The organism is Amycolatopsis sp. cmx-8-4 (assembly GCF_046548675.1).
Taxonomy (GTDB): domain Bacteria; phylum Actinomycetota; class Actinomycetes; order Mycobacteriales; family Pseudonocardiaceae; genus Amycolatopsis.
In genome coordinates this window covers 65,639-92,025 of record NZ_JAEBDZ010000015.1, presented here as the reverse complement: position 1 = coordinate 92,025, position 26,387 = coordinate 65,639, and the positions used below count along the sequence as shown (strand labels likewise).

Sequence of the window (26,387 nt, the reverse complement as noted above, 5' to 3'; positions counted from 1 at the left end):
TCAGGGCGCGAGCAGGTCCCACGGCTGCATCTGCGGGGCCGTTTCCCGGCCCACAGCGCAGCTCGGCCTGAAGTCGCACCAAGCGCAGCGCCGGTCGGGGCGGGGTGGGAACAACACGTCCTCGTCGCCGCCCGCGTTCAGGGTATCCGTGGCCAGCCTCAGGTCCCCGGCGGTCTCTTCGGCGCGTTGCAGGTGCCGGCGCAGGCTCTCGGGCGTGTGCTCGGCCGCGGCGATCGTGCCGCTCGGGAGGTGGTGCAGCTCGACCGTGGTGCACGGGGTCCGCAGCGTGCGCGCCGACGCCACCGCGTACAGCGCCAGTGCCTGCGACGCCCGCGCCTCGTACTCGTCCGGCGCGCGGCGGCCCGTTTTGTAGTCGACGACCACCAGTTCGCCGTCACGCTGGTCGATGCGGTCCGCGCGGCCCTCGATGATCATCGACGGCCGCTCCCCCGGCTCCGAGTTGACCGGCGCCGACACCCAGCGCTCGAGCCCGACCGGGTCGTGCGTGACGTCGTTGTCCTCGACGTACTCCGCCACCCAGCCCTTGGCTCGCGCCCGGTAGCGCGCGGCCTGCTCGGCGTCCTCGAACCCGGCGTCCTTCCAGTACTCGGCGACGAGCGCGACGGCCTTCTGCGGCACGCGCTTGAGCACCGGCAGGTCGAACAGCGCCCGCAACGCGTTGTGCACCACCGCGCCGAGCGTGCTGTGCGCCCACGGCCCGGTGCGCTGCGGCGTCGGCCGCTGCAGGTACGCGAGCCGGTACCGGCGCGGGCAGTCGTCGAAGGTGGCCAGCCGTGCCGGCGACACCTTCGTCAGCCGCACCGGTTGCGCGACACCGAAATCGAAGCCCATCTGCTCCTTCACGGTTCCCCACGCTACGCACCACCACCGACACTTTCCGCGCCGGACCCGCACCGGCCGCCGCGCCCGCACCAGCGCGCAAAGCCGTGAAGGCCTCCTACCCGGCCATAAGAGCCGGTAAGGAGGCCTTCACGGCTTTTCCTACCGCACCACCTACCGCACCACCAGCACCGTGTGGGTGCCGCCGGTCGCGGCCACCGTCACCGTGCCGTTCACCGCGGCCGTGCGGACGACGCGGCCGTCGAGCAGCACCACGCGACCGGACGGCACCGCCAGCGAGCCGGACGTCCCGCGCGGCGCCGTCACCGTCAGGGAGAACACCGAACCCTGCTGGCCCCACGAAGCCGACAACGCGCCCTTCGGCGTCGGCACCGCTCCGCGCGCCCACGCGACCGAGCCCGGCTTCGGCGAAACCTGCCACGTCGCGAAGCCGGGTGACGTCGGCGAGACGCCCAGCAGCTCGTTCGTCAGCGCCGGGACGACGCCGGTGGACCAGCCGTGCGCGGCCGACGTGTAGCCCTGCTCGTAGTGCGAACCGCCGTCGCCGATGCCCTCCCAGTCCGTGATACCCGGGTCGTGGCTGGTCATCCAGCCGTACATCCGCTTGATCTGGTCGATCGCGGACGCCGCCTGCCCGGTCTGGAACCGCGCCACCAGCTCCGGGTACGACGTGAACGCGTACACGCGCTTCGTGCCGTCCGAAACCAGCGTGTCGTTGTCCATGAACGGGTTCCCGTACGGCAGCGCCCCGGCCGCCAGCCGGGCCAGCGAGGACGAAGACCGCGCCGGCGACGCGATCCCGGCGACGATCGCCTGGCTGTTGCCGTCCTGGCCGTGGCGCACCGCGCCGGTCGCCGAGTCGAGGTACGCCCCCGCCGCCGGGTCCCACAGGTACTGGTTCACCGCGGCCGCGACGCCGGAAGCTCGCGACAGCCACCGATCGGCGTCGGCGGCGTGCCCCGTCGCGCGGGCCATTCCGGCCGCGCCTTGAAGCGCGCGGACGTACAACGCGTTGTAGTACGTCACTTCGCCGGTGCGCGGGAGGAACGCGTAGTCACCGTAGCCGCTGGTGCCGTTGAGGCCCTTCGACAGCAACCCGTGCGCGTCGGTGACCGACGGGTACCACGCGTCGAGCGTCTTCACGAGCTTCGCGTAGTACGAAGACGCGTACGCGGTGTCGCCCGTGTAGAGCACGTAGTCCCAGCTCGCGGTGACCCACCAGAGCGGGTAGTCGAACAGCGGGAGCGTGTAGCCGTTGATCGACGCGGGCGGGATCCAGCCGTCCGCGCGCTGGTGGTCGGCCAGGTCGGCGAGCACGTTGCGCGCCGCCGTGCCGTCCTGGTGCGTCAGGTACTCGGTCAGCCCGGAGATCGCGACGTCGCCGACGTACGGGTCCCGGTCGCGCTTCGCGCCGTCGTGCAGCACGACCTTCCCGTCGAGCGACGGCGAGAACGCGCCGCGGGGGTCCACATCGGACGCTCGGAACGTGTCCATGCCCAGCTCGTTGGTGTAGGAAGCGTTGTACCAGTAGCGGTTCAGGTCTTCGTCGGACGACTCGAACCAGCCGCGGTAGGTGTCCGGCGTGCCGAGGAACGGCGTGAAGTCGAGCGAGACGCCGTTGATCCGCACCTCGCCGGACGGCTGCGTGAGCGGCGCGTCCGACGCGAGCGCGTCGAGGCTGATCCGCAGGTAGCGGAAGCCGCGCAGGCCGTCCGCGCACACCTGCGTGCCGCTCTGGCAGCCCGTCGCGTCACGCCAGACGGACGGCGCCGCGGGCACGGCGATCTGGTCGCTGCCCGGCCCGTTCGAGAAGTCCGACCGGCTGAAGTCGGAGCGTTCGCCCAGGTACTGCTGGGTTTCCGAGGTCGACACGCGGATGCCGGGGTGGTTCGCCGACGCGCCCGCGAAGGAGATCTTCGGGTAGCCCGAGACGACCTTGCCGAAGTCGAGCACCGCGACCGGCGTCGGCGGATCGGCGACCAGCCCCGGCCAGACCTCGGTGACCCGGCTGAACTCGCCCGACGGCGTGGCCTGGTCCTTCGTCACGGTGATCCGGACCTGCGTGGTCGTCACCGCGCGGTCGAACGCCACCGCGCGCTGCACGGCGGTGTTGCCGGTGACCGTGGCCGCGGTGCGCCACGCGCCGCCGTCCAGCACGTCGACCGTGAAGTCCTGCGGCACACCGTCCACACTGGACAGCACGGTGACGCCGGGGAGCGCGACCGCCGCGCCCGAGGTGATCGTCAGGACGTCCGGGTAGGCGCCCAGCGTGTCGTCGTTCCAGAACGTGTCGGTGTTGCCGTCGACCGCGTTGCCGGGGCCGTACGTGCGCGGCTGGCCGTTGCCGCCGTTGTTGGGCGCGTGGAACGACGACGCGGCCGCCGTCGTCCCGCCCGGCCAGGCCGGCTTCGGCGGGGGCGCCTGGCGCTTCAGCGTCGCGACGCCCTGCCCCAGCAGGCCCTTCGGGTTGGTGACGTCGCCGGTGGTGGACAGCACGCGCACCGGCCGGACGTCCCGGCTCGTGGGCGCGACGACGTACTTCTGCCAGCCCGGCGCCGCTACGGCGGACGTGGCGGGCACCGCGGCCACGCCGCTCGCCACCAGGACCGTGACCGGCAGGACTGCTCTGAGCCACTTCATCGAGGCCTCCGCAAGGCACGTTTGAATCGTTTCAACCGCTGAGCTGAGATTCAGGCTGCGGGAGGCGTGGCAACGATGTCAACGCACGGGCGGGATCCTGTCCGGCAGGACAACCCGAGTGGCGGGGGTCAGTTGCCGCCGGCGATGAAGCCGCGCACCGAGTTCGCGACGAGCTCGACGGCGATCGCCGCGAGCAGCAGGCCGGCCACCTTGGCCAGCAGCGTGATGCCGCTTTCCTTGATCAGCCGGATGACGACGCCGGAGTAGCGCATGCAGATGTAGATGATGAAGTGCGTCATCACGATCGCCAGCGCCAGCGCGATGTACGCGCCGATGTGGCCGTCGGCCTGCCGGACGAACACGATGGTCGCGGCGATGGCGCCCGGCCCGGCCAGCAGCGGCGTGCCGAGCGGCACGAGGGCGACGTTGACGTCTTCGGTGGCCGCTTCGGCCTCGTGGCCGTTGCCGGTCAGCAGCTGCAGCGCGATGAGCAGGAGCAGCAGGCCGCCCGCGCCCTGCAGCGCCGGGATGCCGATGCCCAGGTAGGCCAGGATCGCCTGGCCGGCGACGGCGAAGAGGCTGATCACGAGCAGTGACACCAGGACGGCCTGCCGGGCGGCCCGCGCCCGCGTCGCGAGCGGCTTGCGGCCGACCAGGCTGAGGAACACCGGCACCGTGCCGGGCGGGTCCATGATGACGACGAGGGTGATCGTCGCGCTCATGAAGAGCTTGGCGTCGAAGAAGTCGGCGATCGCCATCTCAGCCCTTCACGACCTGGAAACCGGTCGCGCGCGCCACGAGCTCCTCCAGCTGCCCGGGGTCGGTGGTGCATTCGCCGAGGGCGATGGTCTTGTTCGTGCCGTGGTAGTCGCTCGAGCCGGTGACCAGCAGGCCGAGCTCGCCGGCGAGCTCCCGCGTGCGGGCGCGCGTGGCGGGGTCGTGGTTCGGGTGGTCGGCCTCGACGCCGGTGAGCCCGTGCGCGGCCAGGCCGGCGAGGGTGTCCTCGCTGATCGTGGCGCCGCGGCTGAACGCGAAGGGGTGCGCGATGACCGTGACCCCACCGGCCGCGGCGATCATGTCGATGGCGTCTTCGACCGGGGTGTCCCGGCGCGCGACGTAGTAGCCGCGACGGCTGTTCAGGTACTCGGCGAAGGCCTCGTCGACGCTCTTGACCAGCCCGGCGCGGACCAGCGCCTGGGCGAGGTGCGGGCGCCCGGCGGGTGAGTCCTCGGGCAGCAGGCCGAAGATCTCGTCGGCGTCGATGGGCAGGCCGTCGGCGGCCATCCGCTCGGCCATCTTGCGCAGCCGGGTGCGGCGTTCGATCCGCAGCCGGGTCTGCTCGGTGACGACGGCCTCGGCGGCCGGGTCGAACAGGTAGGCCAGCAGGTGGACGCTGATCTGGCGGCCGGTCCCGGGGTCGGTCGAGACGGTCGACAGCTCGGCGCCGGGCACCAGCGTCAGGCCCGGTGGCAGGGCGTCGGTGGCCGGAGCCCAGCCCGCCGTGGTGTCGTGGTCGGTGATCGCGACGACGTCGAGCCCGGCTCTCGCGGCCGCGGCGACGAGGCCGGCCGGCGTGTCGGTGCCGTCGGAAGCGGTGGAATGGGCGTGCAGGTCGATGCGCATCGGGTCCATTGTCGACGATGCGCTACGTCACACCGTCGTCGGGACGCCTCAGCCGACGGGCTTCTTGCCCCGGGCGGCCCGCTGGGCCTTGATCATCGAGAAGCGCTCGGCCTGCTTCTGCTTGTCGCCGAAGACCAGCTCGGAGATCGTGTCGTAGAACTCCTCCGGCCGCGGCAGGAAGTCGATCTTGTTGAGCGCCTGGATCTGACCGGCGGACTCGACCACCATCGTGCCGTAGCCCATCATGCGGCCGGTCGCCGTGCGCACGTAACTGAGGTCGGTGACCTTGCTGATGGGCATCATCAGCACCTTGGTCGTGAACACCCCGGTGGTCATGACGAACCGCTTGTCGGTGACCACCAGCCGCTCGACCCACCACTCCATCACCACGTAGGCGAACCGCAGCACCACGATCAGCGCCACGTACCAGAGGAGGTTCTGGCCGATGTAAAGCGCCGGTGGCAGCAGGTAGGACACCAGGACGCAGATGGCGAGCAGAGCCGCCGCCTCGAAGGTGTCCCACAGCAGCACCGCCCAGTGGCGGCGGATCCGGATGACCCGCCGCTCGGTGTCGAGGAGGTACTCGTCGGGGTCGCGTGGCGCGAACATGGTTCGAGGGTAGCCCCCTATCAGCCCTTGAACACGTTGCTGACGAAGGTGATCACCGATTCGGCCGAGCTGCGCAGGAAGTCGACGATGTTGCCGACAAGGCCCGCGGCCTGACCGGGCTGGGCAATGACGAAGAACAGCACCAACGCGATACCGGCGAGGCCCGCAATCTTCTTCACGTTCACCGCGATCAAATCCCGTCTCTTACGGTGACACCGGACAACAGCAGAAAACTGACTTTTTACGTTGTACCGCACTGAAGGGGCGCGAGGGAGGAAAGTCCCGCGCTTGGGTCAGCACGCCGTCCGGAGTGTACCGTATGGCTACTCTCCGTGTACAGGACATCGGTTTTCACCTCGATCACGTCTACCCTTCGGGACATGAAGGGCTCCACCGGCACCACCGTCCGCTGCGTCGGCGGGATCGCGTACGACGACCAGGGCCGATTACTCCTCATCCGGCGGGCCAACGACCCCGGTTCGGGCCAATGGTCGCTGCCAGGCGGCCGAGTCGAACCGGGCGAATCAGACGAAACGGCCGTGATCCGCGAGATGTGGGAGGAAACGGGCCTCGACGTGATTCCGGGCACACTGGTCGGCACCGTGACCCGCGAACCGTTCGAAATCCACGACTACGCCTGCCGCATCGCGGGCGGCACGCTCACCGCGGGTGACGACGCCACGGACGCCCGCTGGGCCGATGCGGCAGACCTTTCGGACATGGAGGCGGCCGGCGCGCTCGTGGATCTCCTGTATGTGACGCTGCGTGGCTGGAACGCCCTGCCGCGCGCCTGAGCAAGACGGCGTTGGGGTCGAAAACCGCCGGTTCGATCTACGCCGACGGCCGAGCCGGCGCGCAGGGCACCGCTCCGTCCGTCGCCGGGCTACGCCGGGAGCCAGGTCATCCGCTGGCCGTGGGGCGCGGTGCGGGCCAGCGCGTGGGCCTCGGGCTTGCCCTCGGCCCACCGGACCACGCCCAGCGTCGCCAGGCCGTCCGCGCCCGCCAAGTCCGCCCGGCCGGGCAGGACGCCCTCCAGCGCGGCGCCGTAGAACTCCTCCGACACCCACCACAGCGGCCGGGAGGCCGCCAGCGCGGCGAGGGCGTCGACGAAGACCGCCCGCCGCTCGGCCGTGAAGTACGCCAGGACGTGGCTCGTCAGCACCACCAGCGGGGCCTCCGCGGGCAGCGTCGCGGCCGCCGAGGCCAGGTCGTCGACGCCGTCACCCGCGATCAGCGGCGGCCGGTGCTTGGCCTGCTCGGCCGCCGCCGTGCGCAGCAGCCGGATGCGGTCCGGCTGGTCGGCCCAGACGCACGCCTCCAGCCAGGCCAGCTCGTCCTCGTCGGAGAGGTCGACCGGCGACCGGTCCAGCCCGGCCCGCGCCACCACCGCGAGCTTCTTGGGCAGCTTGGGCGCCACGGCGCCCGGCGCCAGGTCGAGCGCGCAGTGCAGCCCGACCGCGGCCTTGGCCGGGCCCGCCGTCAGCTGCTCGCCGCCGTCGCACTGGTAGCGGTAGCCGAAGCGGTCGAGGCCGAGCAGCAGCCCGGCGCTGCAGCCGACCTCCAGCAACGCGACCTTCCCGCCCGCTTCCTTCGCCGCCCGGGCCACGGCCGGGTACAGCAGCGCGGCGCGGCGCACCTCGTTCGTCTGGGTGTAGCGCGACGAGATGAACGCCCGTGCCTTGTCCGCCCGCTCCAGCAGGAACGACCGGAACAGCGGCCACGTCTCGGAATCGACGCCGTCGAAGCCGCCCAGCGACGGGTAGTACCGCGACAGGGGGTGGATCGGGTCGGCCTGGACGAGCCGGTGCGCGGTCGCCATCAGCAGCGTCGCGCGCGCTTCGCCGTCGCGGGCGGCCGTCAGCAGCCCCGCGACGTCGTCGTCCTCGGCCGCCTGCGTCGCGAGGTGGTCGTACAACGGGGACACGCCGCGCGCTTCGACTTCCGCGAACGTGCGCAATGTGGACTTGACGCGGTCCAGTTCGATCGTCATCGGAGCCTCATTCGTGCGGGGTCGGCCGGCCCGGCTGCTCGCCGCCACGGGCTTCCCCGTAGGAGCGCTTCGGCACCATGACCTTCCGCCGGAAGGTGCACACGATCAGGCCGTCCTGCTTGTAGCCGCGGGTCTCCACGTAGACGACGCCGCGGTCGTCCTTGGACTTCGACGGCGTCTTGTCCAGCACCTCGGTCTCGCCGTAGATGGTGTCGCCGTGGAAGGTCGGCTTGACGTGCTTCAGCGACTCGACCTCGAGGTTCGCGATCGCCTTGCCCGAGACGTCCGGCACGGACATGCCCAGCAGCAGCGAGTAGACGTAGTTCCCGACGACGACGTTCTTGCCGAAGTCGGTCGTCTCTCCGGCGTAGTGCGCGTCGAGGTGCAGCGGGTGGTGGTTCATCGTGATCAGGCAGAACAGGTGATCGTCGTACTCGGTGACCGTTTTGCCCGGCCAGTGCTTGTAGACCGCACCGACCTCGAACTCCTCGTAGTACCGCCCGAACTGCACTCGTCTCTCCTGTCCGCGTAACACCGCGTGAGCCTGGTACGACACGCATCCGTAGTGAGGAGTACCCTCAACCATTGGTGTTCGCTCGTCAACGCGAGCCCCACCACTCTCCACGTCACACGTCCGTGCCTGGCCCGAAGGAGGTGAGGAACCCCGATGAGTAGTGGCGATAGTCCGCTCCCTAGTAGTCCCAGCGTTCCCACCTCACCGGCCGGCCGGCTCATCTCCTGGTAGGTCTTCCCGCGGCTTCGGGAGCGCTGGTGTTGCCGGGCGGACCCCGTTCCGCCTGGTCAGTCGTCCTCGCACGACCACGCACGACGCCCAGGAGACCTCATGCCTGCCATTCCCTCGCTCGGCGGCCTTCGCGGCCGCGGCAACAACCGGGCCAAAGGCGTCCCCGTCCGGCCGATCCCGGTGCCGCTGTCCGCGTACGTCGTGGACTGCGCGGTGTACGTCGGCGGCATGCGCCTGCCCGGCCGCTGGACGCACATCGAGGCGATCAAAGAGGTCCGCAAGCGCCACGAGGGGTTCGTCTGGATCGGGCTGCACGAGCCCGACGCCGACCAGATCCAGGGCATCGCGGAGACGTTCGGGCTGCATGAGCTGGCCGTCGAGGACGCGCTCGAAGCGCACCAGCGGCCCAAGCTGGAGCGCTACGACGACACGCTGTTCCTCGTGGTCAAGACCGTCCGGTACGTCGAGCACGAGTCGCCGACGACGGCCAACGAGATCGTCGAGACCGGCGAGCTGATGGTGTTCCTCGGCCGCGACTTCGTGATCACCGTCCGGCACGGCAACCACTCCGGGCTGGCCCGGCTGCGCCGTGAGCTGGACGACGACCCGGAGCGGCTGCAGCTCGGCCCGGCCGCGGTCGTGCACGCGATCGCCGACCACGTCGTCGACCACTACCTCGACGTCACGGGCCGGATCGAGAACGACATCGACGTGATGGAGGCGCAGGTCTTCGCGCCGCGCTCGCTGGTCAGCGCCGAGCAGATCTACCTGATGAAGCGGGAGGTCCTGGAGCTGCGCCGGGCGGTGATGCCGCTGGCGACGCCGGTCCAGCGGCTGGCCGAGGGCTACACGCGGCTGGTGCCGGACGAGGTGCGCTCCTACTTCCGCGACGTCGCCGACCACCTCACGACCGTGTCCGAGCGCGTCGCGGCGTTCGACGAGCTGCTGTCCACCCTGGTCGACGCGACGGTCGCGAAGATCTCGCTGCAGCAGAACACCGACATGCGCAAGATCACGTCGTGGGCGGCGATCATCACCGTGCCGACGATGATCGCCGGCATCTACGGCATGAACTTCGACTACCTGCCCGAACTGCACTGGAAGTTCGGGTACCCGCTGGTGATCACCGTGATCCTGGCGATCTGCCTGTTGCTGTACCGAATATTCCGGAAGAACGGCTGGCTCTAGGTCCCCTTTTTCTTTCCGCCGGAATCGGAGAATTCGTGATGCCTCGCATGCTGTCCAACCTCAAGGCCTGGGCGCTCGCGCTCAGCCTCCTCTGGATCTTCGTCATCACCTTCGTCATCGTCGCCGACCCCGGGTTCGCGCACGGCATGAAGTAGCGCTCGGCGTCGTACCCTGGGGGCGTGCCGAAAGCGCTGGTGGTCGCGGACGAGGTGGACGAGCGGTTGTGGACCGACGCGGTCCGCACCCGCCCCGTCGACCTCGTCATCGGCGCCGGCGACCTCCCCTACGACTACCTGGCCTTCCTGGCCAGCGCCCTGGACGCGCCGTGCGTGTTCGTGCCGGGCAACCACGACCCGGACCTGACCGGCTACACGCGGTACGGCGGACTGTCCATGAAGGACGGTTTCCCGACGGTCTGGCCGGGCCCGGCGGGCGGCGTCAACGCCGACGGCCGGGTCGTCGACGTCGCCGGGATCCGGTTCGCCGGGCTCGGCGGGTCGATCCGCTACAACGACGGGCCGAACCAGTGGACGCAACGCCAGCAGGCGCGCCGGTCCCGCGCGCTGGAGCGGCGCGCCCGGACCCGGCGCCGGCGCGACGGCCGTGACGTCGACGTCCTACTGACGCACTCGCCGCCGCTGGACCTCGGCGACCGCGAAGACCCGCCGCACCGCGGGTTTTCCTGCCTGCACAGAACGATCGACCGCCTCCGCCCGAAGTGGTTGCTGCACGGCCACATCCACCCCCACGGCGAGCCGGTGCCCGACCGGGTCGTCGGCGACACGCGGATCCGCAACGTGGTGGGCCACCGGATCATGGAGTTCTCATGAAGGAAACGGGATTCCCGCGCGCGGACGCCGAAAGCGACTTCCTCCGCGCCCGGCGTCAGCAGGTGCTTTCGCGGCTGTCGACGTGGCTGCGCCGCGAGCCCGACGACGTCAACATCATGCTGCCGTTCCACGAGGTGGTGGAGGCGCTCGGCTACCTCGGCGAGAGCCGGATCGGCCTGCGGGTGATCAAGCTGGACTCGATCGCCGGCACGGTCGACCGCAGCCGCGACTTCGACCGCCGCTTCCGCCCGACGTCCGGCCGCGTCCGCGAGCGCTGGGAAAGACTGGCACTGGCCGCCCGCCGCGGCGAGGACATCCCGCCGATCGAGGTCTACCGGGTCGGCGAGCTGCACTTCATCATCGACGGCCACCACCGGGTCTCGGTCGCCCACGCGCAGGGACTGTCCACAATAGAGGCCTCGGTGACGGTGGTCCGCACCAAGCTCGACCCGAGCGGTATCCGCTACCGCGGCGACCTGATCGTCAAGGACTACCGCAGGTTGTTCCTGGAGCGCGTCCCCTTGACGGGCCACGCGCGGGCGTCGGTGATCGTGTCGGACCCGTGGGACTACGCGAAGCTGGGCGAGCACGTGGAGGCGTGGGGGTTCCGGCTGATGCAGGACGAGGGCAAGTTCTGCGACCGGGCGAGCGTGGCCCAGCGCTGGTTCGAGGAGGAGTACGTCCCGGTGGTGGCCATGCTGCGGCAGGCGGGGATGGTGGGCGACCGGACGGACGCCGAGGCGTACATGTGGGTGGCGGCGGAGCGGTACCGGCTGATCCGCACGCACCGGTGGGACGACGAGGTCATCGAACAGCTGCGGTCGAAGCGCTAGTGCGGTGTCCATTAACGTTCACCGGGTTGGTGACACGCCGGGTGGGGGCGTGACTCCGGATGCGGTGCGGAGCAGGCTTGATCGTGCCGGGTCGGGGTGAAGCGAAGGTGTGTCATGTCCCGACCTGTCAGAGCCCGCCGCCTCAGCGAAAACGAGGGCCACTATCTGCTGCGCCTGGTCAGGTGGGGTAAGCATGAGTCGATCCGGGTCCGTCGGGCGTTGATCATCATGGCCTCGGCCTCCGGCACGACGGTGCCGGCGATCGCCCGCCTGGTAGCCGCGGACGAGGACACCGTGCGGGATGTGATCCACGCGTTCAACGACGTGGGGCTGGCCTGCTTGGACCCTCGCTGGGCGAGCGGCCGTCCCCGCCGGATCAGCGACGCTGACCTCACGGTCATCGTCGAGACGGCCACCACTCGCCCGCGCAAGCAACGGCAGCACGTTCGAGCGGTGAGATTTCGTCGATCACGACGACGACATCTTCCAGGTCCGCAAGGCCGTGAAGCTCAAGCGCATGGACTTGGCCGGGCGCAACGCCAACCAGGTGCCGGTCATCCAGTGGCCATGCTCCGGCATCAACAATCAGCGGTTCCAAGCGAGTCGCGACCTGCCGAACTTCGCGTCCCGCCGGTCGCGCGTCGCGGGCACGAGCACGCACTGCCTGGACGTGCCGGGTGAGCTGGCCCCAGAGGCCGCCGCGATGCAGATCTGGGACTGCAACGGTACGCCCGCGCAGACTTTCGGCGTATTCCCCGTCTGACCGGAGTCACCGTGCACGCCGAGCCGCAGTGTGAGTGCGGCTCGGCGTGCTGTTTTCACGGACCGCTTCCGCTCAAGTTTCCGTGGCCTGCCGGTGGTCGTGGTTGACATCGCCGCGGTGGTCGGCCGTCTTGTCGCCGACAACGTAGTCGCCGCCGTGAACTGCGACGGAGTGGTTGTCGCCGAGGCCCGCGCTCACCTGTTTGCCGATACTTCCCGGGGCGAACTGCTGGATGATGTCGCCGTCCTGGACCTGGTTGTGGTTGTGGATTTCGAACCGGTCATCGCTGTTCATCGAGCACCTTCAAGCTCCCGCGCCGACCTGCTTGCCGGTGCTTTTCGCACCGTACTGCTGAATGACGTCGCCGCCCACGGCGTGGTTGAGGTTGACGATCATCTGGGCCGTGTCGGGATGGCCGATCGCGTCGGTGACCGCCTTGACGAGCTTGTGGATCTCGCTCTGCTCGTAGCTCCAGACGGCGTCCTGCTGAACGCCTGAGGTGTTGAGGACCAGGCCGTAGATCGGGCTCAGCTTGAGCGCCACCGACAGCCGCCAGATCAGCAGCGCCATGACGGCCAGGAAGAGGATGATCCCGCCCGCCGTGGAGCCGGTGCCTACGATCCCGGACACGATCAGGCAGAGGAACGTCCGAACGATGAACGCTTTCACCGCCGCTGCCTTGATCGGCTTCGGGTCGATCCAGCGCGAACCGACGCGCGAGATGTTGCGCAGGGGGTATGCCTCGCTGTCGATCCACAGGATCCCGTTTTCGATCCTGACCTCACAGTCGTCCATGGAAGTTCCTTTCATTGCGCGTGATGGCGGAGAATCTCTATTGTTGCTGCGGGTTGTGGTTGTGGTTCACGTCTCCGAAATGAATGGAGTTCTTGACTCCGGCGACGTAGTCGCCGCCGTGGACCTGAATCGCGGGCGGCGGTGGCGGTCCGCCGGCCAGGAGGGGGACGGTCTTCGTGGAGCGGCTGTCGCCGGCTTGGTTCTCCCAGGCCCGTTTCGCCTCCTGGTAGCGGATTTCCCATTCCGGATAGTTCCAGCGAGGTGCAGGCGCACCTTCCTTGAGTGACTTCAGGCAGGTCTGCACGACTCTGAGGAAGTCATCCGTGTTCCGGGGGAACCGGTTCCCGTCTTTCCAGCCTCGGATGGTTTCATGCCCGATGCCCGATGCGGTGGCCAGTCCTCGGAGGCTTTTCTTCTGCGCATCGACCAGGAGTCCGAAGTCATGCAGGAGCTGGTCGGGCGTCACGCCTGGGCTGTTCAACGGCTACTCCTCGCGCTCTACTGCTCGTGAGATGTCCGAGTGTCCGAGTGTCCGAGTGGTCGGACGCTATTTTCGTCTCGGCGAACTGCGCTGATGGGAGAAGCGTCCCGCCGGGACAAGTGGGTCGGTTGTTTTTGACGAATTCTGAGCCTCGTCAGATTAATTCGATGTGCGAGGTGAAATCATGGAGTTCAAGACCTCTGTTCCTTTCCTGGTTGCTGCCGGGAACGGCAACGCGAGTGCATATCTTCTTGCCTGCGTCCTGCTTTTCCTGGCTGGTTGCATCCAGGGCGCGACGTTCTCGTTCCTGTTCCGGGTCGTGCTAACGTCGGTCGTCGCGCGCCTCAAGGCCGCGTACCGGGCGGCGGCCCTGCTGCGGCGGTGGGTGAGCCGGCCCCGTGACTGACGGTTCACGGCGGTGATCGGTGCGGGTGGGCCCTCAGGTTCGGGGGTCCACCCGGTCGGCGCTCACCCAAGGCTTCCCGGTGGGTCGGCCCAGCGGTACTGGAAGCCGTATGCCAGGTGCGGAGCGAGCCGCCGGAACTCCAGGTGCGCCTCTCCCACGGCGTCGAGTGGGAACGCTCCTGCCGGAGCGGCCGCCTTGTGGGCGAACGCGTCCAGGGTCCTGATGTCCTCGCCGTCCACCTTCCGGATCCAGACCGGCAGGTGGTCGGGGTGGAACTTGACGATGAGGCGGTACCACTGGATCTGGACCTCGCCGGTGATCACGTGGTGGGCGCGGATCAAACCGGCGGGGAAGACGAAGCTCAACGCGAAGCGGTGGGTCTCTCGCTGAGCGATGGCGGACGGCAGGCTGAGGGTGAGCTCGAAGCCCGTCGGAGACAGCCGACGCTGAGACCGTAGCCGGCCGCCGTGCTGAACCCGGGCGGTGAACAGCGGTTCGGCCGTGTCGGGGTGGTCCGGGATCTCGAAGCGGATCGGTATCTCGGTCAGCCGGTCCTGGACGCACACGATTTCACGTTCCTGGTGGACGGACACGGTCGCCGGGTTGCCGTGGGAGCCTGTGTTGTCGACGATGGCTTGGTATTGGCGGACGTAGTAGGACTTGACGAAGTGCCCGCTCGCCGTGGCGCCTGCGGACTCGGCGGCTATCTCGTCGGCCAGCTCGGCTTCGGCGGACTCGATCCTGCGCAACGCGGTGCGGGTGCTCACGGCCAGCTTGGCGGCGAGGTGGTCGACCCGGTCCTTGAACTTGACGAGATGTTCGACCTCGGGGTCTATGGCCAAGCTGACAACGAGGGCGTCCTGGCGGTCGCCGGGCAGCGCTCCCGCACTGGTGAGCAAGCGCTGGGTCAGAGTCGATCGAAGCTGGGAGGGGTCGTGGTGCGCTCCGCACCAGGCCTGCAGACGCGGGCCCAACCGGTCGATCAGATTGGGTGTGAAGACGCCGTATCCTGCTCTCAGGCGACGAATCTCGTCTCTCACCTCGATGACTACTTGATCCATTTGCGGCACCGGGTCAGCATGTCAGCAGTGGGAGCCGAAACGGTCAACGTGCCAAAAACAAGCCACCTTCTGGCAGTTCGAGCTCCGGGGGAGGTCGCAGTGCTCTCGGTAATGGTGCACACCCGGTGGATGGGTCTTGCCGTGCCTGCTGCGACGAGGCTGTCGACCGGCTCAGGTTCGTTCGACACTTGCCCATCCCTCCCTTTCGAGCGTCTCCGGGTGCGATATTCGACTTGATGGAAATGAACGCCATCCGGCGACTTTCGTTCATGATCGGCTGACTAAGGCGGATTGCAAGGGCAGAGTCGCCACGTGGCTGACGACTGTTACACCGAAAGGTGGCAAGACGATGCCTACCTCGCCGCGCCGACCGCAGTCGATCATCGAGCCGTACCACGGCTGGGCAGGGCTGGTACACACCGCACGCCTGGCCGCCGCCGAAGCCAGCGAGACCAGCGAGACCAGCGAGACCAGCGAGACCAGCGAGACCAGCGAGACCAGCGGCCTGGCTGAAACGTTGCCCGACCTAGTGCGGTGGCCGCTTTTGATCCCGATTTTACCAGGCTGCTCGAGGTTGAGGGCGGCCCCATCGGTGGTGGTGTTCGCTGCGGATGCGGGCGCGTTCCTGGCGTTGCGCGGCCAGGACGTCGGGGTGTCGGTCGTTGGCGTTGCGTCAGCGCAGATATGCGTGCAACTCTCGCGCGAGGGCGGGGTGGTTGGGGTAGTCGGAGTTGGCGATGGTGAACTGGCGCAACGGTCCGAACTGCGGCTCGATCGGGTTGGCTCAGGAGGCATTCGTGGGCGTCAGACACAACTCGACCTTGTGGCGTGAACACCAGGTCCGGATCGCGGGTGTGGTGTTGGCCGACAGGTTGTCGCAGATGACGTAGATCGGGGCGCCGTCCGGGCGTGCCTGACGGATGGACTTCAACGCGGCGAGGGTGTACTTGCCGCCCTTGTGTTCGTGCAGCACACCCCACAGCCGGTCCTCGGACAGGCTGTAGCAGCCGTGGAAGTACCGGATGCCGTGGGTGCGTTTTGTAGGTCGCGCGCAGCCGGTCCGGGTGCTTCTGCGCGGCCCAGCAGGTGCCGTGACACGGGCGGATCGACAACGGCCCGAACTGGTCGAACGCGAAACACCGATCCGGAAACCGATCGGTGACCTCCTCGATCCGGTCCAGCTTCGTTTCGAGGTCAGGGTCGCGGGATTCCTTCCAGGTCCAGGTCCGCTGAAACGTGATGGCCCGAGCGTGCAGGATCTGCCGCAGCCGTTCCCGCCCGATGCGCACCACCCGGACCGGCGCCCATCGCGGGTCGGAGCGGCCGTAACGGCCAGTGAGATAGCCGGCCAGCTTGCGGATACTCCAGTGCGTGAACGGCAACCCATACTTGCGCGGGCGAGTGGTGGCCGTCTCGACGATGACCGTGAGGTCAGCGTCGCTGATCCGGCGGGGACGGCCGCTCGCCCAGCGAGGGTCCAAGCAGGCCAGCCCCACGTCGTTGAACGCGTGGATCACATCCCGCACGGTGTCCTCGTCCGCGGCTACCAGGCGGGCGATCGCCGGCACCGTCGTGCCGGAGGCCGAGGCCATGATGATCAACGCCCGACGGACCCGGCGTGCGCCAGCCGCAGGAACGCCGGGTTCGCCGCGCCGACAACACCTTCCGGGTCGACAAGAACGACGCCGGACGGGCAATGTTCGTAGAACGCGGCGAACCGCGCCTCGGCACCCCGCGAAGCCAGGACTTCCCGCGCGAACCCGACGGCCATCGCCTCCCGGTCGGTGGCTCCGGCCCCCGCCATCGCGGTGGCCAGCCGCCGGGCGGCGTCGACGAGATCCGGCGCCACCTCAGGCTCCCACAAGGTTCACCCCTTCGCACTCGATCGGGTTTTCCACCGCACCATGCGAACAGTTCGGCGTCTACCACCCGATCGGGTGCCCCGGTCCAAAGTGGATCTTCAGCCGAGACCGGGCGTGAGCGCCAGCCCCCTGACCTGTACGGCGTTCAACGTCGGTTCCGGCCGCTGGACCGGCAGCGGGACGCCGTTCTGTTCCAGGACACCGCTGTTGCTGGACCAGAACTCGACGTTCATCCCCGGCGCGGTCAGCGACGCGCGATACGTCAGCACGCCGTTCGCGCGCTCGGTCACCTTCCGCAGGCCGCCTTCCTTCAGCTGCTCGACCTCGCAGCTCACCTGGTTCGGGACGGCCGTACCGCACCGCGCCATCGAGAAAGCGCCGCCACTGGAAGCGTCGTCGAGCAACGCCAGGAAGTAGACCGACCCCGTGCCCCGCTCGTCGGTGACCCGGACGCCCATGTGGAACAGGGCGTCCCGCGGCGCGGTCCCCACCGGGTCGGCGATCAGGTGGAACGGGTTCGGCGGCGGCGTTTCCCCCGGGATCGTCAGGCGTTCGACCTTCGCTCCCGGCGGCAGCATCGAGCGCACCGCCTTGTCGACGACGCAGCTCAGCCGGTCGACGATCTGCGCCCGCGTCTCCCCCGCCGACGCCGATGGGCAGCTCGGCCCGGCGATCTCGCCCTGACGCGGCGACGCGAGCACCGTCGCGCCGATGGCCAGCAGCACCACCAGAACTCCCGCCGAAGCCGCCAGCAGCCGGTTGCGCCGCGAGCGGCGGCCCCGTGCCAGGATCCGCGCGCCGTCCAGGCCGATCGGGGGTTCGTCTTCGGTCACGTACGCCGTGAGCGCGGACCGGACGTCGAGGTCTTCCATCACCGCTCCTCCGTCATCGGCGCGGGGAGGGCGGCGCGCAGCGCCTCGACTCCGCGGGCGGTCTGGCTCTTCACGGTGCCTTCGGCGATACCGAGCAGGGCCGCGACTTCGGCCACCGGCAGGTCTTCGAGGAAGCGCAGCACGACCATCGCGCGCTGCCGCGGCGTCAGCCCGGTCAGTGCGCGCTCGAGGTCGACGCGGACGTGGCTGTCGTGCTCCGGTGGGGCCGCCCGTTCGGTTGGCTCGGACGTCACGTGCTCACGGCCCGCTTTCCTACGCCCGGCGAGGAACGCGTTGAGCAGGATGCGCCGCGCGTAGGCGTCGACGGTGTCCGGCCGCACCCGGCGCCACCGCCGGTACAGCTGGACGAACATGGCTTGCACGAGGTCTTCGGCGCTGTGCCAGTCCCCGCAGAGCGCGAACGCCACCCGCCGGAACCGCTGCACCCGCGCGGCGAAGTACTCGCTGAAATCGAGCTCTCTCGACGCCCCCACCCGGCCCTCCTTCGCACATTCTCACCCCTACTAGTGCGCGGAGGGCCGGGAAGGTTCAAGCGGAACTACATGTGGACGACGCCCGGCGCCGCCTCACCCTTCGGGGCGCCCGAACGCAGCAGCAGGGCGCTGAGCACCGCGCCGACCGCGAAGATGACGCCGGCCCAGGTGAACGCCGTCGTGTAGCTCTCGATCGAGGCTTCGGCCACCAGCTGCGGCGTCGGCACCTTGCCCGCGAGGTACGACGTCGCCGCGTTGCCCGCGAGGGTGCTGAGCAGCGCCGTACCGATCGAGCCACCCACCTGCTGCATCGTGTTGACCGCCGCCGACGCGACCCCGGCGTCGTGCGCCTCGACGCCGAACGTCGCGACGCTCATCGCCGGCGCCATCGCCAGGCCGATGCCGAAGCCCATCACCAGCAGCGGGCCGAGGACCCCGCCGGCGTACGTGCTTTCGAGGTCGATGCGGCTGAGCCAGAACAGCCCGACCGCCGCGATCGCCATGCCCGTCGGCACCAGCGGCCGCGGGCCGAAGCGCGGGAGCAGGACGGCCGTCGCCGAGGTGGCGGCCAGCATCAGCGTCGCCACCATCGGCAGGAACCCGAGGCCGCTCTGGATCGGCGTGAACTTCAGGTTCTGCTGCACGTAGAACGTCAGGAACAGGAAGATCGCGAACATGCCGATGGCGAGCAGGAACATCGCCAGGTACGAGCCGCCGCGGTTGCGGTCGAGCAGCACGCGCAGCGGCAGGAGCGGGTGCGAAACGCGCTGCTGCAGCCACACGAAGACGCCCAGCAGCACCACACCCGCGGTGAGGAAGCCCCACACCGAGACCGACGACCACGAGTTCGACCCCGCGTTCGCGAAGCCGAAGACCAGCGAGAAGAGGCCGGCCGACGCGGTGACCGTGCCCGGCAGGTCGAGCTTCGGGCGCGGGCCGGCGTCACGCTGGTTGCGCAGGAGGATCGAGCTGCCGACGAACGCGGCGACGGCGAAGATGATGTTGACGAACATGCACCAGCGCCAGTCGAGGTACTCGGTCAGCACCCCGCCGAGCAGCAGCCCGACCGCCGCGCCGCCACCGCCGATGGCCCCGAACACGCCGAACGCGCGGCCGCGTTCCTTCGGGTCGGTGAACGTCGTGGTCAGCAGCGAAAGCGCGGCCGGCGCGAGCAGCGCGCCGAACACACCCTGTGCCGCACGCGCGATCAACAGCATCTCGATGTTGCTCGCCGCGCCGCCGAACGCGGACACCGCGGCGAAGCCGGCCAGGCCGACCAGGAGGGTGTTCTTGCGGCCGAAGAGGTCCGCGAGCCGCCCGCCGAGCAGCAGCAGGCTGCCGAACGCGAGCGCGTACGCCGTGACGACCCATTGCCGCGCGTCGTTGGAAAAGCCCAGGTCGAGCTGAGCGGAAGGCAGCGCGATGTTCACGACGGTCGCGTCGAGAACGACCATCAGCTGGGCCAGGCCGATCATCACGAGGATCAGCCACCGTCTGGCGTGGTGGGGGTTCTCGGCGGCGCGCGCGTCCCCCGACGGCGCGACGACGAGCGTGGACTCGGTCATGGGTGTCCTCACTGAAAGTGATCAGGAAGCTATGTGGAGTAGGTATCTCCCCTTACGTGGCCCAACGTACACAAGAACCGGAGAAGGTGCCTCTACTTGATTGGTAGAGTGGGACGCATGACACGGGACGCGAGTCCCGCCGCACCGGCGCGGCCGCTGCGGCGTGACGCCGAATTGAACCGCCGCCGCATCCTCCAGGCCGCCCGCGAGGTCTTCGGCCGACGCGGCCTGGAAGCCACCCTGGACGACATCGCGCACCACGCCGGCCTCGGCGTCGGCACGGTCTACCGGCGCTTCCCCAGTAAGGAACACCTGGTCGAAGCCATGTTCGCCGAGCGTATGGAGGAAATCGGCGACCTCGCGGCGGACGCGCTGAAGGCCGAAGACGCGTGGGAAGCGTTCGTCAGCTTCACGTGGAAGGCGGCCGAGCTGCATTCGACGGACCGCGGGCTGCGCGAGATCATGCTGTCCAACAAGTTCGGCCACGAGCACGTCGCGGACGCGAAAGCGCGCATGGTGCCGTTGATCACACAGCTCGTCGAGCGGGCCAAGGCGGCGGGCGGCCTGCGCGCCGACTTCTCCCCCACCGACATCCCCCTGCTGCACATGATGGTCGGCTCGGTGGTCGAGTTCACGTGTGCGGTGGACCCGTCGCTGTGGCGCCGTTGCCTGGGCATGCTGCTCGACGGCCTGCGCGCGGAGCCCGGCAAGGCGACGGAGCTGCCGCACCCGCCGCTGGACGAGCAGGAGATCGACGAAGCGATGTGCTCCTGGCGGCCCTGAGGACCCGGCCGGCACGACAAAACCAGGCGGGTGCCGAAGCTCCCGCCTGGTTCGGCTTACCCGCTTCCGTCACTCGGCCGGGATGACCGCCCACAGGATGAGGTAGGCCACGAACTGGGGGCCGGGCAGCAGGCAGGACAGCACCGCCAGCAGCCGGACCGTGTTGGGCTTCATGCCGTACCTCTGGGCGAGACCGGCGCAGACGCCGGCGATCATGCGGCCGTGGCGGGGGCGGCTCAGTCGCCGGGTGACCGGTGCGCTCATCGTCTTCCCTTTCCTCGAACTTCCGATATACCCACTTCACCACCCGGTCACCCGGTTCCGCATCACTCGCGGGAAGGATCGTTCCCTTAGGGGACGGCGAAAGCGAAAGTCCTTCAGGCACTGCGGAAACCGCAGCTCGCACGGCGGAAAACCGAGGACCTGCGCGTTTGTCGCTCACGAAGCGGAAAATAGTGAGAGATGTCCCCGTCAGGGGTGGCTTTTCGGCCGGATGTGGTGATACTTGCACCCCGTGTACCCGCGTTTGAAGTCTTTGGTCGTCGCGATGATCTGCGCCCTGCTTTCGGCCGGCTGCGCCACCACGCAGGCCGCGTCCGACCCGGCCGGGGGCTCGGGGCCGACGCCCCTGACCGCGTCCGCCGCGCTCGGCGACTTCGGCACCGTCGACTACTGCAGCATGCTCGACGTGCCCAAGGTCGCGGCCGGCGCCGTCGCCGTGCCGACGTTCGAGAGCTGCCAGGCCGACCTCGGCTGGCGCACGATCCTCGTCGGGCCGCTGGCCTTCGACTCCGACCCGAACATCAAGCCCTACGACTACGCGGGACCGGTGCCCGACGGCGTCTCGGTGCAGCAGTCGATGTTCAACGACCACACCGCCTGCACCCGCACGATCATCTTCGCCGACGGCAACCGGCTGGACGTGTCGGTGACCGACAGCGGTCCCGCCGACCAGCCCGGACGCTGCGAGACCGCGGACGCCACCGTCGGCTCGGTGCTCGCCGCGGTCACCGGCGGCAAGGTCGGGCGGCTGACGTTCCCCGAGCGCTCGTGGGGCCGGGTCGCGCCCTGCGCGCTGCTCGACAGCCACGACCTCGACGACCCCGCCGGCCCCGGCAGCCAGCCGACCATCGGGCTGGCCGGGCACAGCTGCATCCGCGGCAAGGTCGGCTTCAAGCTCACGGTGGACACCGCGGGCACGAACGGCCCGGTCGAGACGCTCGGCGGCCGCGAAGCCCAGGTCCGGCTCGCGGGCGCGTTCTGCCTGGTCGACAGCACCCAGCCGGCGCCGGGCCTGCCCGGACGGCGCGAGCTGGCGGAGATCAGCGTGGTCGAGACAGCGGGCACGGCAGGCGACGGCACGTGCGCACTGGCCCGCACCGCGGCGACGTCGATCTACTCGCGGCTGCCGAAGGCCTGAAACGCCCTGAAGGGCACCCTCAGGGACTTGGAGTCCCTGAGGGTGCCCTTCACGGCACTACCGTTCAGTCCTCGTAGGTGAGGTTCTTGCCGTTGGCCGGGTCGAACAGCTTGACCTTGTCCGCGTCGAACCAGACCTGCAGGTCCGAGTTCTCCTTGGCGGCCGATTCCGCCGAGAGCCGGGCCACGATCTGCGACGCCGACCCCGGGACGTCGGCCGAGCCGCTGTCCGCCGCCAGTTCCGCGAGCTCCGCGGACGTGGCGGTTTCCCCGTCGACGGTGAAGTGGGCGAACTTCTCCGACCCCATCGACTCGAGGACGTCGACGTGCGCGGTGAACGTGCCGCCGCCCGTCTTCTGGCCGGCTTCGACCAGCGCCGCGTCCTCGAAGTGCTCCGGCCGGATGCCGACGAGCACCTCACGCGGCGCGTCCGCCTTCTCCACCAGCTGCCGGATCCGATCCGTGAGCGGCGTGGTGCCCAGCGGCGTGCGCAGCTCGTTGTTCTCCAGCGTCGCCGGCACGAAGTTCATCGACGGCGAGCCGATGAACCCCGCGACGAACAGGTTCGCCGGGTTTTCGTAGAGGAACTGCGGCGCGCCGATCTGCTGCACGAAACCGCCGCGCAGCACCACGACCCGGTCGCCCAGGGTCATGGCCTCGGTCTGGTCGTGCGTGACGTACAGCGTCGTCGTGCCGAGCTGCTTCTGGATCTTCGACACCGACGTCCGCATCTGGCCGCGGAGCTTGGCGTCCAGGTTGGACAGTGGCTCGTCCATCAGGAACGCCTTGGGGTTGCGGACGATCGCCCGGCCCATCGCGACGCGCTGCCGCTGACCACCGGAGAGGTTGGCCGGCTTGCGGTCCAGGTGCGCGGTCAGGTCGAGGATCGTCGCCGCTTCCTCCACCTTCGCCCGCACCGTCTTGTCGTCCACCTTGGCCAGCCGCAGCGGGAACGCCATGTTCTCGCGGACGCTCATGTGCGGGTACAGCGCGTAGGACTGGAACACCATCGCGATGTCCCGGTCCTTCGGGGCTTTCTCGTTGACGCGCTTGCCGTCGATGCGCAGCTCGCCGGAGGAGATGTCCTCCAGCCCCGCCACCATGTTCAGCATGGTCGACTTCCCGCAGCCGGACGGCCCGACCAGCACGAGGAACTCGCCGTCGCCGATGGTGATGTCCACTTCGGACACCGCGAGCGCGCCGTCGGGGTACTTCTTCGACACCTTGTCGAGGACGATTTCTGCCATGACTACCCCTTCACCGCACCGGAGGTCAGCCCCGCCACGATGCGACGCTGGAAGAACAACACGAACACAATGATCGGGATGGTGATCACGACCGCGGCCGCGCTCACCTGCCCGGTCGGGTCCTCGAACTGCGAGGACCCGGTGAAGAACGACAGCGCCGCCGGCACCGTGCGCGACGCCGTCGTCGACGTCAGCGAGATGGCGAACAGGAAGTCGTTCCAGCAGAAGATGAACACCAGGATCGCGGTGGTGAACACACCCGGCGCGGCCAGCGGCGCGATCACCTTACGGAACGCCTGGGCCGGCGTCGCGCCGTCCATCTTCGCCGCCTTTTCCAGCTCCCACGGGATTTCCCGGAAGAACGCCGACAGCGTGTAGATCGACAGCGGCAGCGCGAACGTGATGTAGGGCAGGATCAGCCCCGGCCACGTGTCGAACAGCGCCAGGTTCCGCTCGATGTTGAACAGCGGCGTCACCAGCGACACCTGCGGGAACATCGCGATCAGCAGGGAGAGCCCGACCAGCAGCTGCTTGCCGGGGAACTCCAGCCGGGCGATGGCGTAGGCGGCCATCGTGCCCAGCACCACGGCGATCACCGTGGAGATGATCGCGATGCCGATCGAGTTGACCAGTGCCAGCAGGAACTCCGACGTCTGGAAGATGTCCGCGTAGTTCTGCCAGGTCCACGACTGCGGGATGAAGTACCCGTCGGTCAGCGTGTCCTTGGTCTTGAACGAGAGCGAGACCACCCAGAGCACCGGCACCAGCGCGAACACCAGCACGAGGATGTCGACGAGCCCCCAGCGAAGCTTGCGGCCCGTCGTGACGGTTCCCATCACCATCAGCGCTTACCCCCAGTATCCGAACCCGGTGCGGCCGTGCCGAACACCTTGATGAAGATGAACGCGATGATCGCCACCGTGATGAAGATCAGCACCGCCATCGTCGACCCGATCCCGAGGTTGAGCCCCTTGACCAGGTTGTCGTAGGTCTGCATGGACACCGACCCGGTGTCCTGCGCGCCGCCGGTGAGGACGTAGATGTTGTCGAAGATCCGGAACGCGTCGAGCGTGCGGAACAGCAACGCCACCAGGATCGCCGGCTTCATCACCGGCAGCATCACCTTCGTGAACCGCTGCCAGCCGTTCGCGCCGTCCATCGCGGCGGCCTTGAGCAGGTCGTCGGGCACCAGCGCCAGGCCCGCCATCAGCAGCAGCGCCATGAACGGGGTGGTCTTCCACACCTCGGCGCCGATGATGATGAACAGCGACGGCCACTGCTCGGTGAGCGGCGCGCCGTCCGAGGCGAGCCAGTTCGCCAGGTAGCCGGTCTTCGGCGTCCACGCGTAGTACCACGAGAACGCCGCGACGACCGTGACGATGCCGTACGGGATCAGGGCGACCGTCCGGACGAGACCGCGCCCGACGAGCGTCCGGTGCATCACCAGCGCCAGCGCCATGCCGAGGACGAACTCGATCGCCACGGACACGAACGTCAGGAACATGGTCGTCCCGAACGCCGTCCACCAGTACGAGTTGGACAGCACGGCGCCGTAGTTGTCGAAGCCGACGAACTGCTGCTGCGCCGGGAACCGCAGGTCGTACCGCTGCAGCGACAGCCAGATCGAGTAGACGATCGGGTAGCCGGTGACGGCGATCATCACGACGAACGCGGGCGCGCACAGCCAGAGCCCGAGCTTCCGCTCGGCCTTCTTGCCCTCGGACAGGGCGGGTTTGCCCTTCTTGTGGGACGTCGCTCCTTCGGCGACGGTGGCCCCGGCGGTGTCGGCCGGGGTGGAGTCCTGAACGGTCACGGGATCACTCCCTTCGACTGGAGCGCGTCACTGAGCTGCTGGCGCAGCTTGTCCGCGGTGGCCTGCGGATCGATTTCGGCCGGCGGCGACAGGATCTTCGACATCACCGTCGACGCGTTCTGGTAGGCCGGGGTCAGCGGCCGGACCGCGGCGTCCTTCAGTGCGTCGAGGATCGAGTCGCGCATCGGGTACTTGATCGCCATGTTCGGGTTGTCGTCGCCCGCCGGCTTCGACGGGTCGAGCGGCGTGTCGTTGTGGTACACCGATTCGATGGTCGGCGGGACGCCGTCGTTGATCGCCGAGAACTTCTGGTTCTCCGGGCTCCGCAGGCACAGCGCGGCTTCGTACGCCTCGGGCTTGTGCTGTGACAGCGAACTGACAGCGAGGTCGTACCCGCCGATCGTGGTCTTGGCCGGCGTGCCGGCCTCGGCCTGCGGGTAGACGGCCCACTTGAAGTGCGAGACGTCCGACGCCTTGTCCTTCGCGTAGGAGGCGTAGACGAACGGCCAGTTCAGCTCGAACGCGGCGTCACCGCGCTGGAACGTCTGCCGGACGTCGTCCTCCTTCGAGTTGGTCAGCGACGCGTCGGTGATCCCCGAATCGGTGATCTTCTTCAGCAGGGCGAGCGCTTTCACGGCGCCGTCGTCCATCACCACGGACTTGCCGTCGTCGGACAGGATGTGCCCGCCCATCGACGCGACCAGGGTGTTGTAGAAGACGACGAGGCCTTCGTACTGCGCGCCGGTGAAGACGATGCTGTACGGCTTGCCCTGCTGCTTGAGCTCCTGCGACTTCTGGATCGCCTCGTCCCACGTCTTGGGCGGGGTCGGGGTGATCCGGTCGTCGTACCAGAGCAGCTGGATGTTCGTGTTCTTCGGGGCCGCGTAGAGCTTCCCGTTGTAGGTCGCCGTGTCCAGCGGTCCCTGCAGGACGCCTTCGGAGGCCGCGGCCTTGTTCTGGTCCTTCCATTCATCGACCCAGCCGGCTTCGGCGAACTCCGAAACCCAGGTCACGTCGAGCCCCAGTACGTCCATCGCGGTGTCGCCCGCCGCCAGCCGCCGCGCCATCTGGAGCCGCTGGTCGTCCGAGCCGCGCTGGAGTTTGTTGTAGACGATCTCGTAGCGGCCGTTCGCCGCCTTGTTGCAGTTGTCCACGACCTTCTGGAAACTGTCCTCGGGTGCGTAGTACACGTTGATCTTCGTGCCACCGCCCGAGCCGCAGCCGGCCACGAGACCGGTCAGCAATGCCCCTGCCCCCAGCAGGGCGGTGGTGCGGCCGGGCGATCGCCCCCGTTTGCCCGCGCCGATCCTCTTCCCCATCAGGCCTCCTCACCCGCGTGCACGCCGGTTACCGCGGTACCCGGTGGGCACCGCGACGCGATGAGGCTAAACCGCGCCAGCACCCCGACGTGCTAGTGCTCGGGCCGCCGCGCTTGTTGGGCGAGGCCGCCCGACTGGTGTCGGACAACTTATGCCGGGCGATCACACCCCGCAAGCAGTATCGGTAA

Annotated in this window: 30 protein-coding genes and 2 pseudogenes; 10 read left to right on the top strand and 22 right to left on the bottom strand. The window is 68.8% G+C overall.

The window, feature by feature from the left end; translation table 11 throughout:
- The 6 genes from ACLJQZ_RS29175 to ACLJQZ_RS29150 form a co-directional block, all read right to left on the bottom strand.
- Positions 1-852 carry a RecB family exonuclease gene (locus tag ACLJQZ_RS29175; RefSeq protein WP_410623169.1) on the bottom strand — a complete coding sequence of 284 codons (852 nt, stop codon included), beginning with the start codon at positions 850-852 and terminating at the stop codon, positions 1-3.
- Between the two features lie 162 nt (positions 853-1,014).
- Entirely contained in the window at positions 1,015-3,501 is a 2,487-nt protein-coding gene (locus ACLJQZ_RS29170; protein ID WP_410623064.1) for an alpha-L-rhamnosidase C-terminal domain-containing protein, read from the bottom strand.
- Positions 3,502-3,629: 128 nt separating this feature from the next.
- Positions 3,630-4,259: a MarC family protein gene (locus ACLJQZ_RS29165; RefSeq protein ID WP_328444842.1), complete on the bottom strand. Its 630-nt coding sequence runs from the start codon at positions 4,257-4,259 to the stop codon at positions 3,630-3,632.
- A gap of 1 nt (position 4,260) precedes the next feature.
- Positions 4,261-5,124: a PHP domain-containing protein gene (locus ACLJQZ_RS29160; protein ID WP_410623063.1), complete on the bottom strand. Its 864-nt coding sequence runs from the start codon at positions 5,122-5,124 to the stop codon at positions 4,261-4,263.
- 48 nt (positions 5,125-5,172) lie between these two features.
- Positions 5,173-5,733 (bottom strand): PH domain-containing protein, encoded by a 561-nt coding sequence (locus ACLJQZ_RS29155; RefSeq protein WP_247061076.1) that lies wholly within the window; start codon positions 5,731-5,733, stop codon positions 5,173-5,175.
- Positions 5,734-5,753: 20 nt separating this feature from the next.
- Positions 5,754-5,918: a hypothetical protein gene (locus tag ACLJQZ_RS29150; RefSeq protein ID WP_167379843.1), complete on the bottom strand. Its 165-nt coding sequence runs from the start codon at positions 5,916-5,918 to the stop codon at positions 5,754-5,756.
- Positions 5,919-6,113: 195 nt separating this feature from the next.
- Here ACLJQZ_RS29150 and ACLJQZ_RS29145 point away from each other — a divergent pair, with 195 nt between their 5' ends.
- On the top strand, positions 6,114-6,527 hold the full coding sequence (locus ACLJQZ_RS29145) for an NUDIX hydrolase (RefSeq protein WP_410623062.1): 414 nt from the start codon (positions 6,114-6,116) through the stop codon (positions 6,525-6,527).
- A gap of 89 nt (positions 6,528-6,616) precedes the next feature.
- Here ACLJQZ_RS29145 and ACLJQZ_RS29140 read toward each other — a convergent pair whose 3' ends face one another.
- Positions 6,617-7,723, bottom strand: a complete 1,107-nt coding sequence (locus ACLJQZ_RS29140) for a DUF2332 domain-containing protein (protein WP_410623061.1) — start codon at positions 7,721-7,723, stop codon at positions 6,617-6,619.
- A 7-nt stretch (positions 7,724-7,730) separates the two neighbouring features.
- The gene (locus ACLJQZ_RS29135) at positions 7,731-8,234 is read right to left on the bottom strand and encodes a MaoC family dehydratase (protein ID WP_328444858.1); all 504 of its coding nucleotides are present in this window, start codon (positions 8,232-8,234) and stop codon (positions 7,731-7,733) included.
- 333 nt (positions 8,235-8,567) lie between these two features.
- Here ACLJQZ_RS29135 and corA point away from each other — a divergent pair, with 333 nt between their 5' ends.
- The 5 genes and pseudogenes from corA to ACLJQZ_RS29110 all read left to right on the top strand — a co-directional run bounded on the left by corA (position 8,568) and on the right by ACLJQZ_RS29110 (position 12,082).
- Entirely contained in the window at positions 8,568-9,656 is a 1,089-nt protein-coding gene (gene corA, locus ACLJQZ_RS29130; RefSeq protein ID WP_410623060.1) for a magnesium/cobalt transporter CorA, read from the top strand.
- 179 nt (positions 9,657-9,835) lie between these two features.
- Positions 9,836-10,486, top strand: coding sequence for a metallophosphoesterase family protein (locus ACLJQZ_RS29125; RefSeq protein ID WP_410623059.1), 651 nt, complete (start codon positions 9,836-9,838; stop codon positions 10,484-10,486).
- The gene (locus ACLJQZ_RS29120; protein WP_410623058.1) at positions 10,483-11,319 is read left to right on the top strand and encodes a chromosome partitioning protein ParB; all 837 of its coding nucleotides are present in this window, start codon (positions 10,483-10,485) and stop codon (positions 11,317-11,319) included. The genes ACLJQZ_RS29125 and ACLJQZ_RS29120 overlap by 4 nt, the downstream gene beginning before the upstream one ends.
- Before the next feature lie 114 nt (positions 11,320-11,433).
- Positions 11,434-11,748, top strand: a pseudogene (locus tag ACLJQZ_RS29115) (helix-turn-helix domain-containing protein); the annotation flags it as partial.
- 73 nt (positions 11,749-11,821) lie between these two features.
- A complete protein-coding gene (locus ACLJQZ_RS29110; RefSeq protein WP_410623057.1) occupies positions 11,822-12,082 on the top strand; it encodes an RICIN domain-containing protein in 261 nt (86 codons plus the stop codon).
- A 72-nt stretch (positions 12,083-12,154) separates the two neighbouring features.
- Here ACLJQZ_RS29110 and ACLJQZ_RS29105 read toward each other — a convergent pair whose 3' ends face one another.
- The 3 genes from ACLJQZ_RS29105 to ACLJQZ_RS29095 are packed head-to-tail and all read right to left on the bottom strand — an operon-like array spanning position 12,155 to position 13,358.
- A complete protein-coding gene (locus tag ACLJQZ_RS29105) occupies positions 12,155-12,376 on the bottom strand; it encodes a hypothetical protein (RefSeq protein ID WP_410623056.1) in 222 nt (73 codons plus the stop codon).
- Between the two features lie 9 nt (positions 12,377-12,385).
- Entirely contained in the window at positions 12,386-12,877 is a 492-nt protein-coding gene (locus ACLJQZ_RS29100) for a DUF6232 family protein (protein ID WP_410623055.1), read from the bottom strand.
- Positions 12,878-12,914: 37 nt separating this feature from the next.
- Positions 12,915-13,358, bottom strand: coding sequence for a hypothetical protein (locus tag ACLJQZ_RS29095; RefSeq protein ID WP_410623054.1), 444 nt, complete (start codon positions 13,356-13,358; stop codon positions 12,915-12,917).
- Between the two features lie 184 nt (positions 13,359-13,542).
- Between ACLJQZ_RS29095 and ACLJQZ_RS29090 the strand changes: the two genes are divergently transcribed.
- A complete protein-coding gene (locus ACLJQZ_RS29090) occupies positions 13,543-13,764 on the top strand; it encodes a hypothetical protein (protein WP_410623053.1) in 222 nt (73 codons plus the stop codon).
- A gap of 62 nt (positions 13,765-13,826) precedes the next feature.
- Here the strand turns inward: ACLJQZ_RS29090 and ACLJQZ_RS29085 are convergent, their stop codons facing one another.
- Positions 13,827-14,825 (bottom strand): hypothetical protein, encoded by a 999-nt coding sequence (locus tag ACLJQZ_RS29085; RefSeq protein WP_410623052.1) that lies wholly within the window; start codon positions 14,823-14,825, stop codon positions 13,827-13,829.
- Between the two features lie 349 nt (positions 14,826-15,174).
- On the opposite strand from ACLJQZ_RS29085, the gene ACLJQZ_RS29080 reads away from it, so the two are divergent.
- Positions 15,175-15,657 carry a hypothetical protein gene (locus ACLJQZ_RS29080; RefSeq protein ID WP_410623181.1) on the top strand — a complete coding sequence of 161 codons (483 nt, stop codon included), beginning with the start codon at positions 15,175-15,177 and terminating at the stop codon, positions 15,655-15,657.
- Positions 15,658-16,210: 553 nt separating this feature from the next.
- Here ACLJQZ_RS29080 and ACLJQZ_RS29075 read toward each other — a convergent pair.
- From ACLJQZ_RS29075 to ACLJQZ_RS29055, 5 genes and pseudogenes are all read right to left on the bottom strand, one after another.
- Positions 16,211-16,417: pseudogene (locus tag ACLJQZ_RS29075) on the bottom strand (helix-turn-helix domain-containing protein); the annotation flags it as partial.
- Between the two features lie 5 nt (positions 16,418-16,422).
- Positions 16,423-16,689, bottom strand: a complete 267-nt coding sequence (locus tag ACLJQZ_RS29070; RefSeq protein WP_410623051.1) for a PAS domain-containing protein — start codon at positions 16,687-16,689, stop codon at positions 16,423-16,425.
- Between the two features lie 96 nt (positions 16,690-16,785).
- Entirely contained in the window at positions 16,786-17,559 is a 774-nt protein-coding gene (locus ACLJQZ_RS29065) for a hypothetical protein (RefSeq protein ID WP_410623050.1), read from the bottom strand.
- Positions 17,559-18,053: a SigE family RNA polymerase sigma factor gene (locus tag ACLJQZ_RS29060; RefSeq protein ID WP_410623049.1), complete on the bottom strand. Its 495-nt coding sequence runs from the start codon at positions 18,051-18,053 to the stop codon at positions 17,559-17,561. Before ACLJQZ_RS29060 ends, ACLJQZ_RS29065 begins: the two co-directional genes overlap by 1 nt.
- Positions 18,054-18,118: 65 nt before the next feature.
- Complete coding sequence (locus ACLJQZ_RS29055) at positions 18,119-19,618, bottom strand: MFS transporter (protein WP_410623048.1); 1,500 nt, start codon at positions 19,616-19,618, stop codon at positions 18,119-18,121.
- 117 nt (positions 19,619-19,735) lie between these two features.
- Here ACLJQZ_RS29055 and ACLJQZ_RS29050 point away from each other — a divergent pair, with 117 nt between their 5' ends.
- Positions 19,736-20,401 carry a TetR/AcrR family transcriptional regulator gene (locus ACLJQZ_RS29050; protein ID WP_410623047.1) on the top strand — a complete coding sequence of 222 codons (666 nt, stop codon included), beginning with the start codon at positions 19,736-19,738 and terminating at the stop codon, positions 20,399-20,401.
- A gap of 69 nt (positions 20,402-20,470) precedes the next feature.
- Here ACLJQZ_RS29050 and ACLJQZ_RS29045 read toward each other — a convergent pair whose 3' ends face one another.
- Positions 20,471-20,665, bottom strand: a complete 195-nt coding sequence (locus tag ACLJQZ_RS29045) for a PspC domain-containing protein (RefSeq protein ID WP_247061051.1) — start codon at positions 20,663-20,665, stop codon at positions 20,471-20,473.
- Between the two features lie 283 nt (positions 20,666-20,948).
- On the opposite strand from ACLJQZ_RS29045, the gene ACLJQZ_RS29040 reads away from it, so the two are divergent.
- Positions 20,949-21,821 carry a hypothetical protein gene (locus ACLJQZ_RS29040; RefSeq protein ID WP_410623168.1) on the top strand — a complete coding sequence of 291 codons (873 nt, stop codon included), beginning with the start codon at positions 20,949-20,951 and terminating at the stop codon, positions 21,819-21,821.
- A gap of 64 nt (positions 21,822-21,885) precedes the next feature.
- Here ACLJQZ_RS29040 and ACLJQZ_RS29035 read toward each other — a convergent pair whose 3' ends face one another.
- The 4 genes from ACLJQZ_RS29035 to ACLJQZ_RS29020 are packed head-to-tail and all read right to left on the bottom strand — an operon-like array spanning position 21,886 to position 26,199.
- Positions 21,886-23,067: an ABC transporter ATP-binding protein gene (locus tag ACLJQZ_RS29035; RefSeq protein WP_247061048.1), complete on the bottom strand. Its 1,182-nt coding sequence runs from the start codon at positions 23,065-23,067 to the stop codon at positions 21,886-21,888.
- 2 nt (positions 23,068-23,069) lie between these two features.
- Entirely contained in the window at positions 23,070-23,909 is an 840-nt protein-coding gene (locus ACLJQZ_RS29030) for a carbohydrate ABC transporter permease (protein WP_247061047.1), read from the bottom strand.
- Positions 23,909-24,880 (bottom strand): carbohydrate ABC transporter permease, encoded by a 972-nt coding sequence (locus ACLJQZ_RS29025; RefSeq protein WP_410623046.1) that lies wholly within the window; start codon positions 24,878-24,880, stop codon positions 23,909-23,911. The genes ACLJQZ_RS29030 and ACLJQZ_RS29025 overlap by 1 nt, the downstream gene beginning before the upstream one ends.
- On the bottom strand, positions 24,877-26,199 hold the full coding sequence (locus ACLJQZ_RS29020; RefSeq protein WP_247061046.1) for an ABC transporter substrate-binding protein: 1,323 nt from the start codon (positions 26,197-26,199) through the stop codon (positions 24,877-24,879). Before ACLJQZ_RS29020 ends, ACLJQZ_RS29025 begins: the two co-directional genes overlap by 4 nt.
- Between the last annotated feature and the right edge of the window lie 188 nt (positions 26,200-26,387).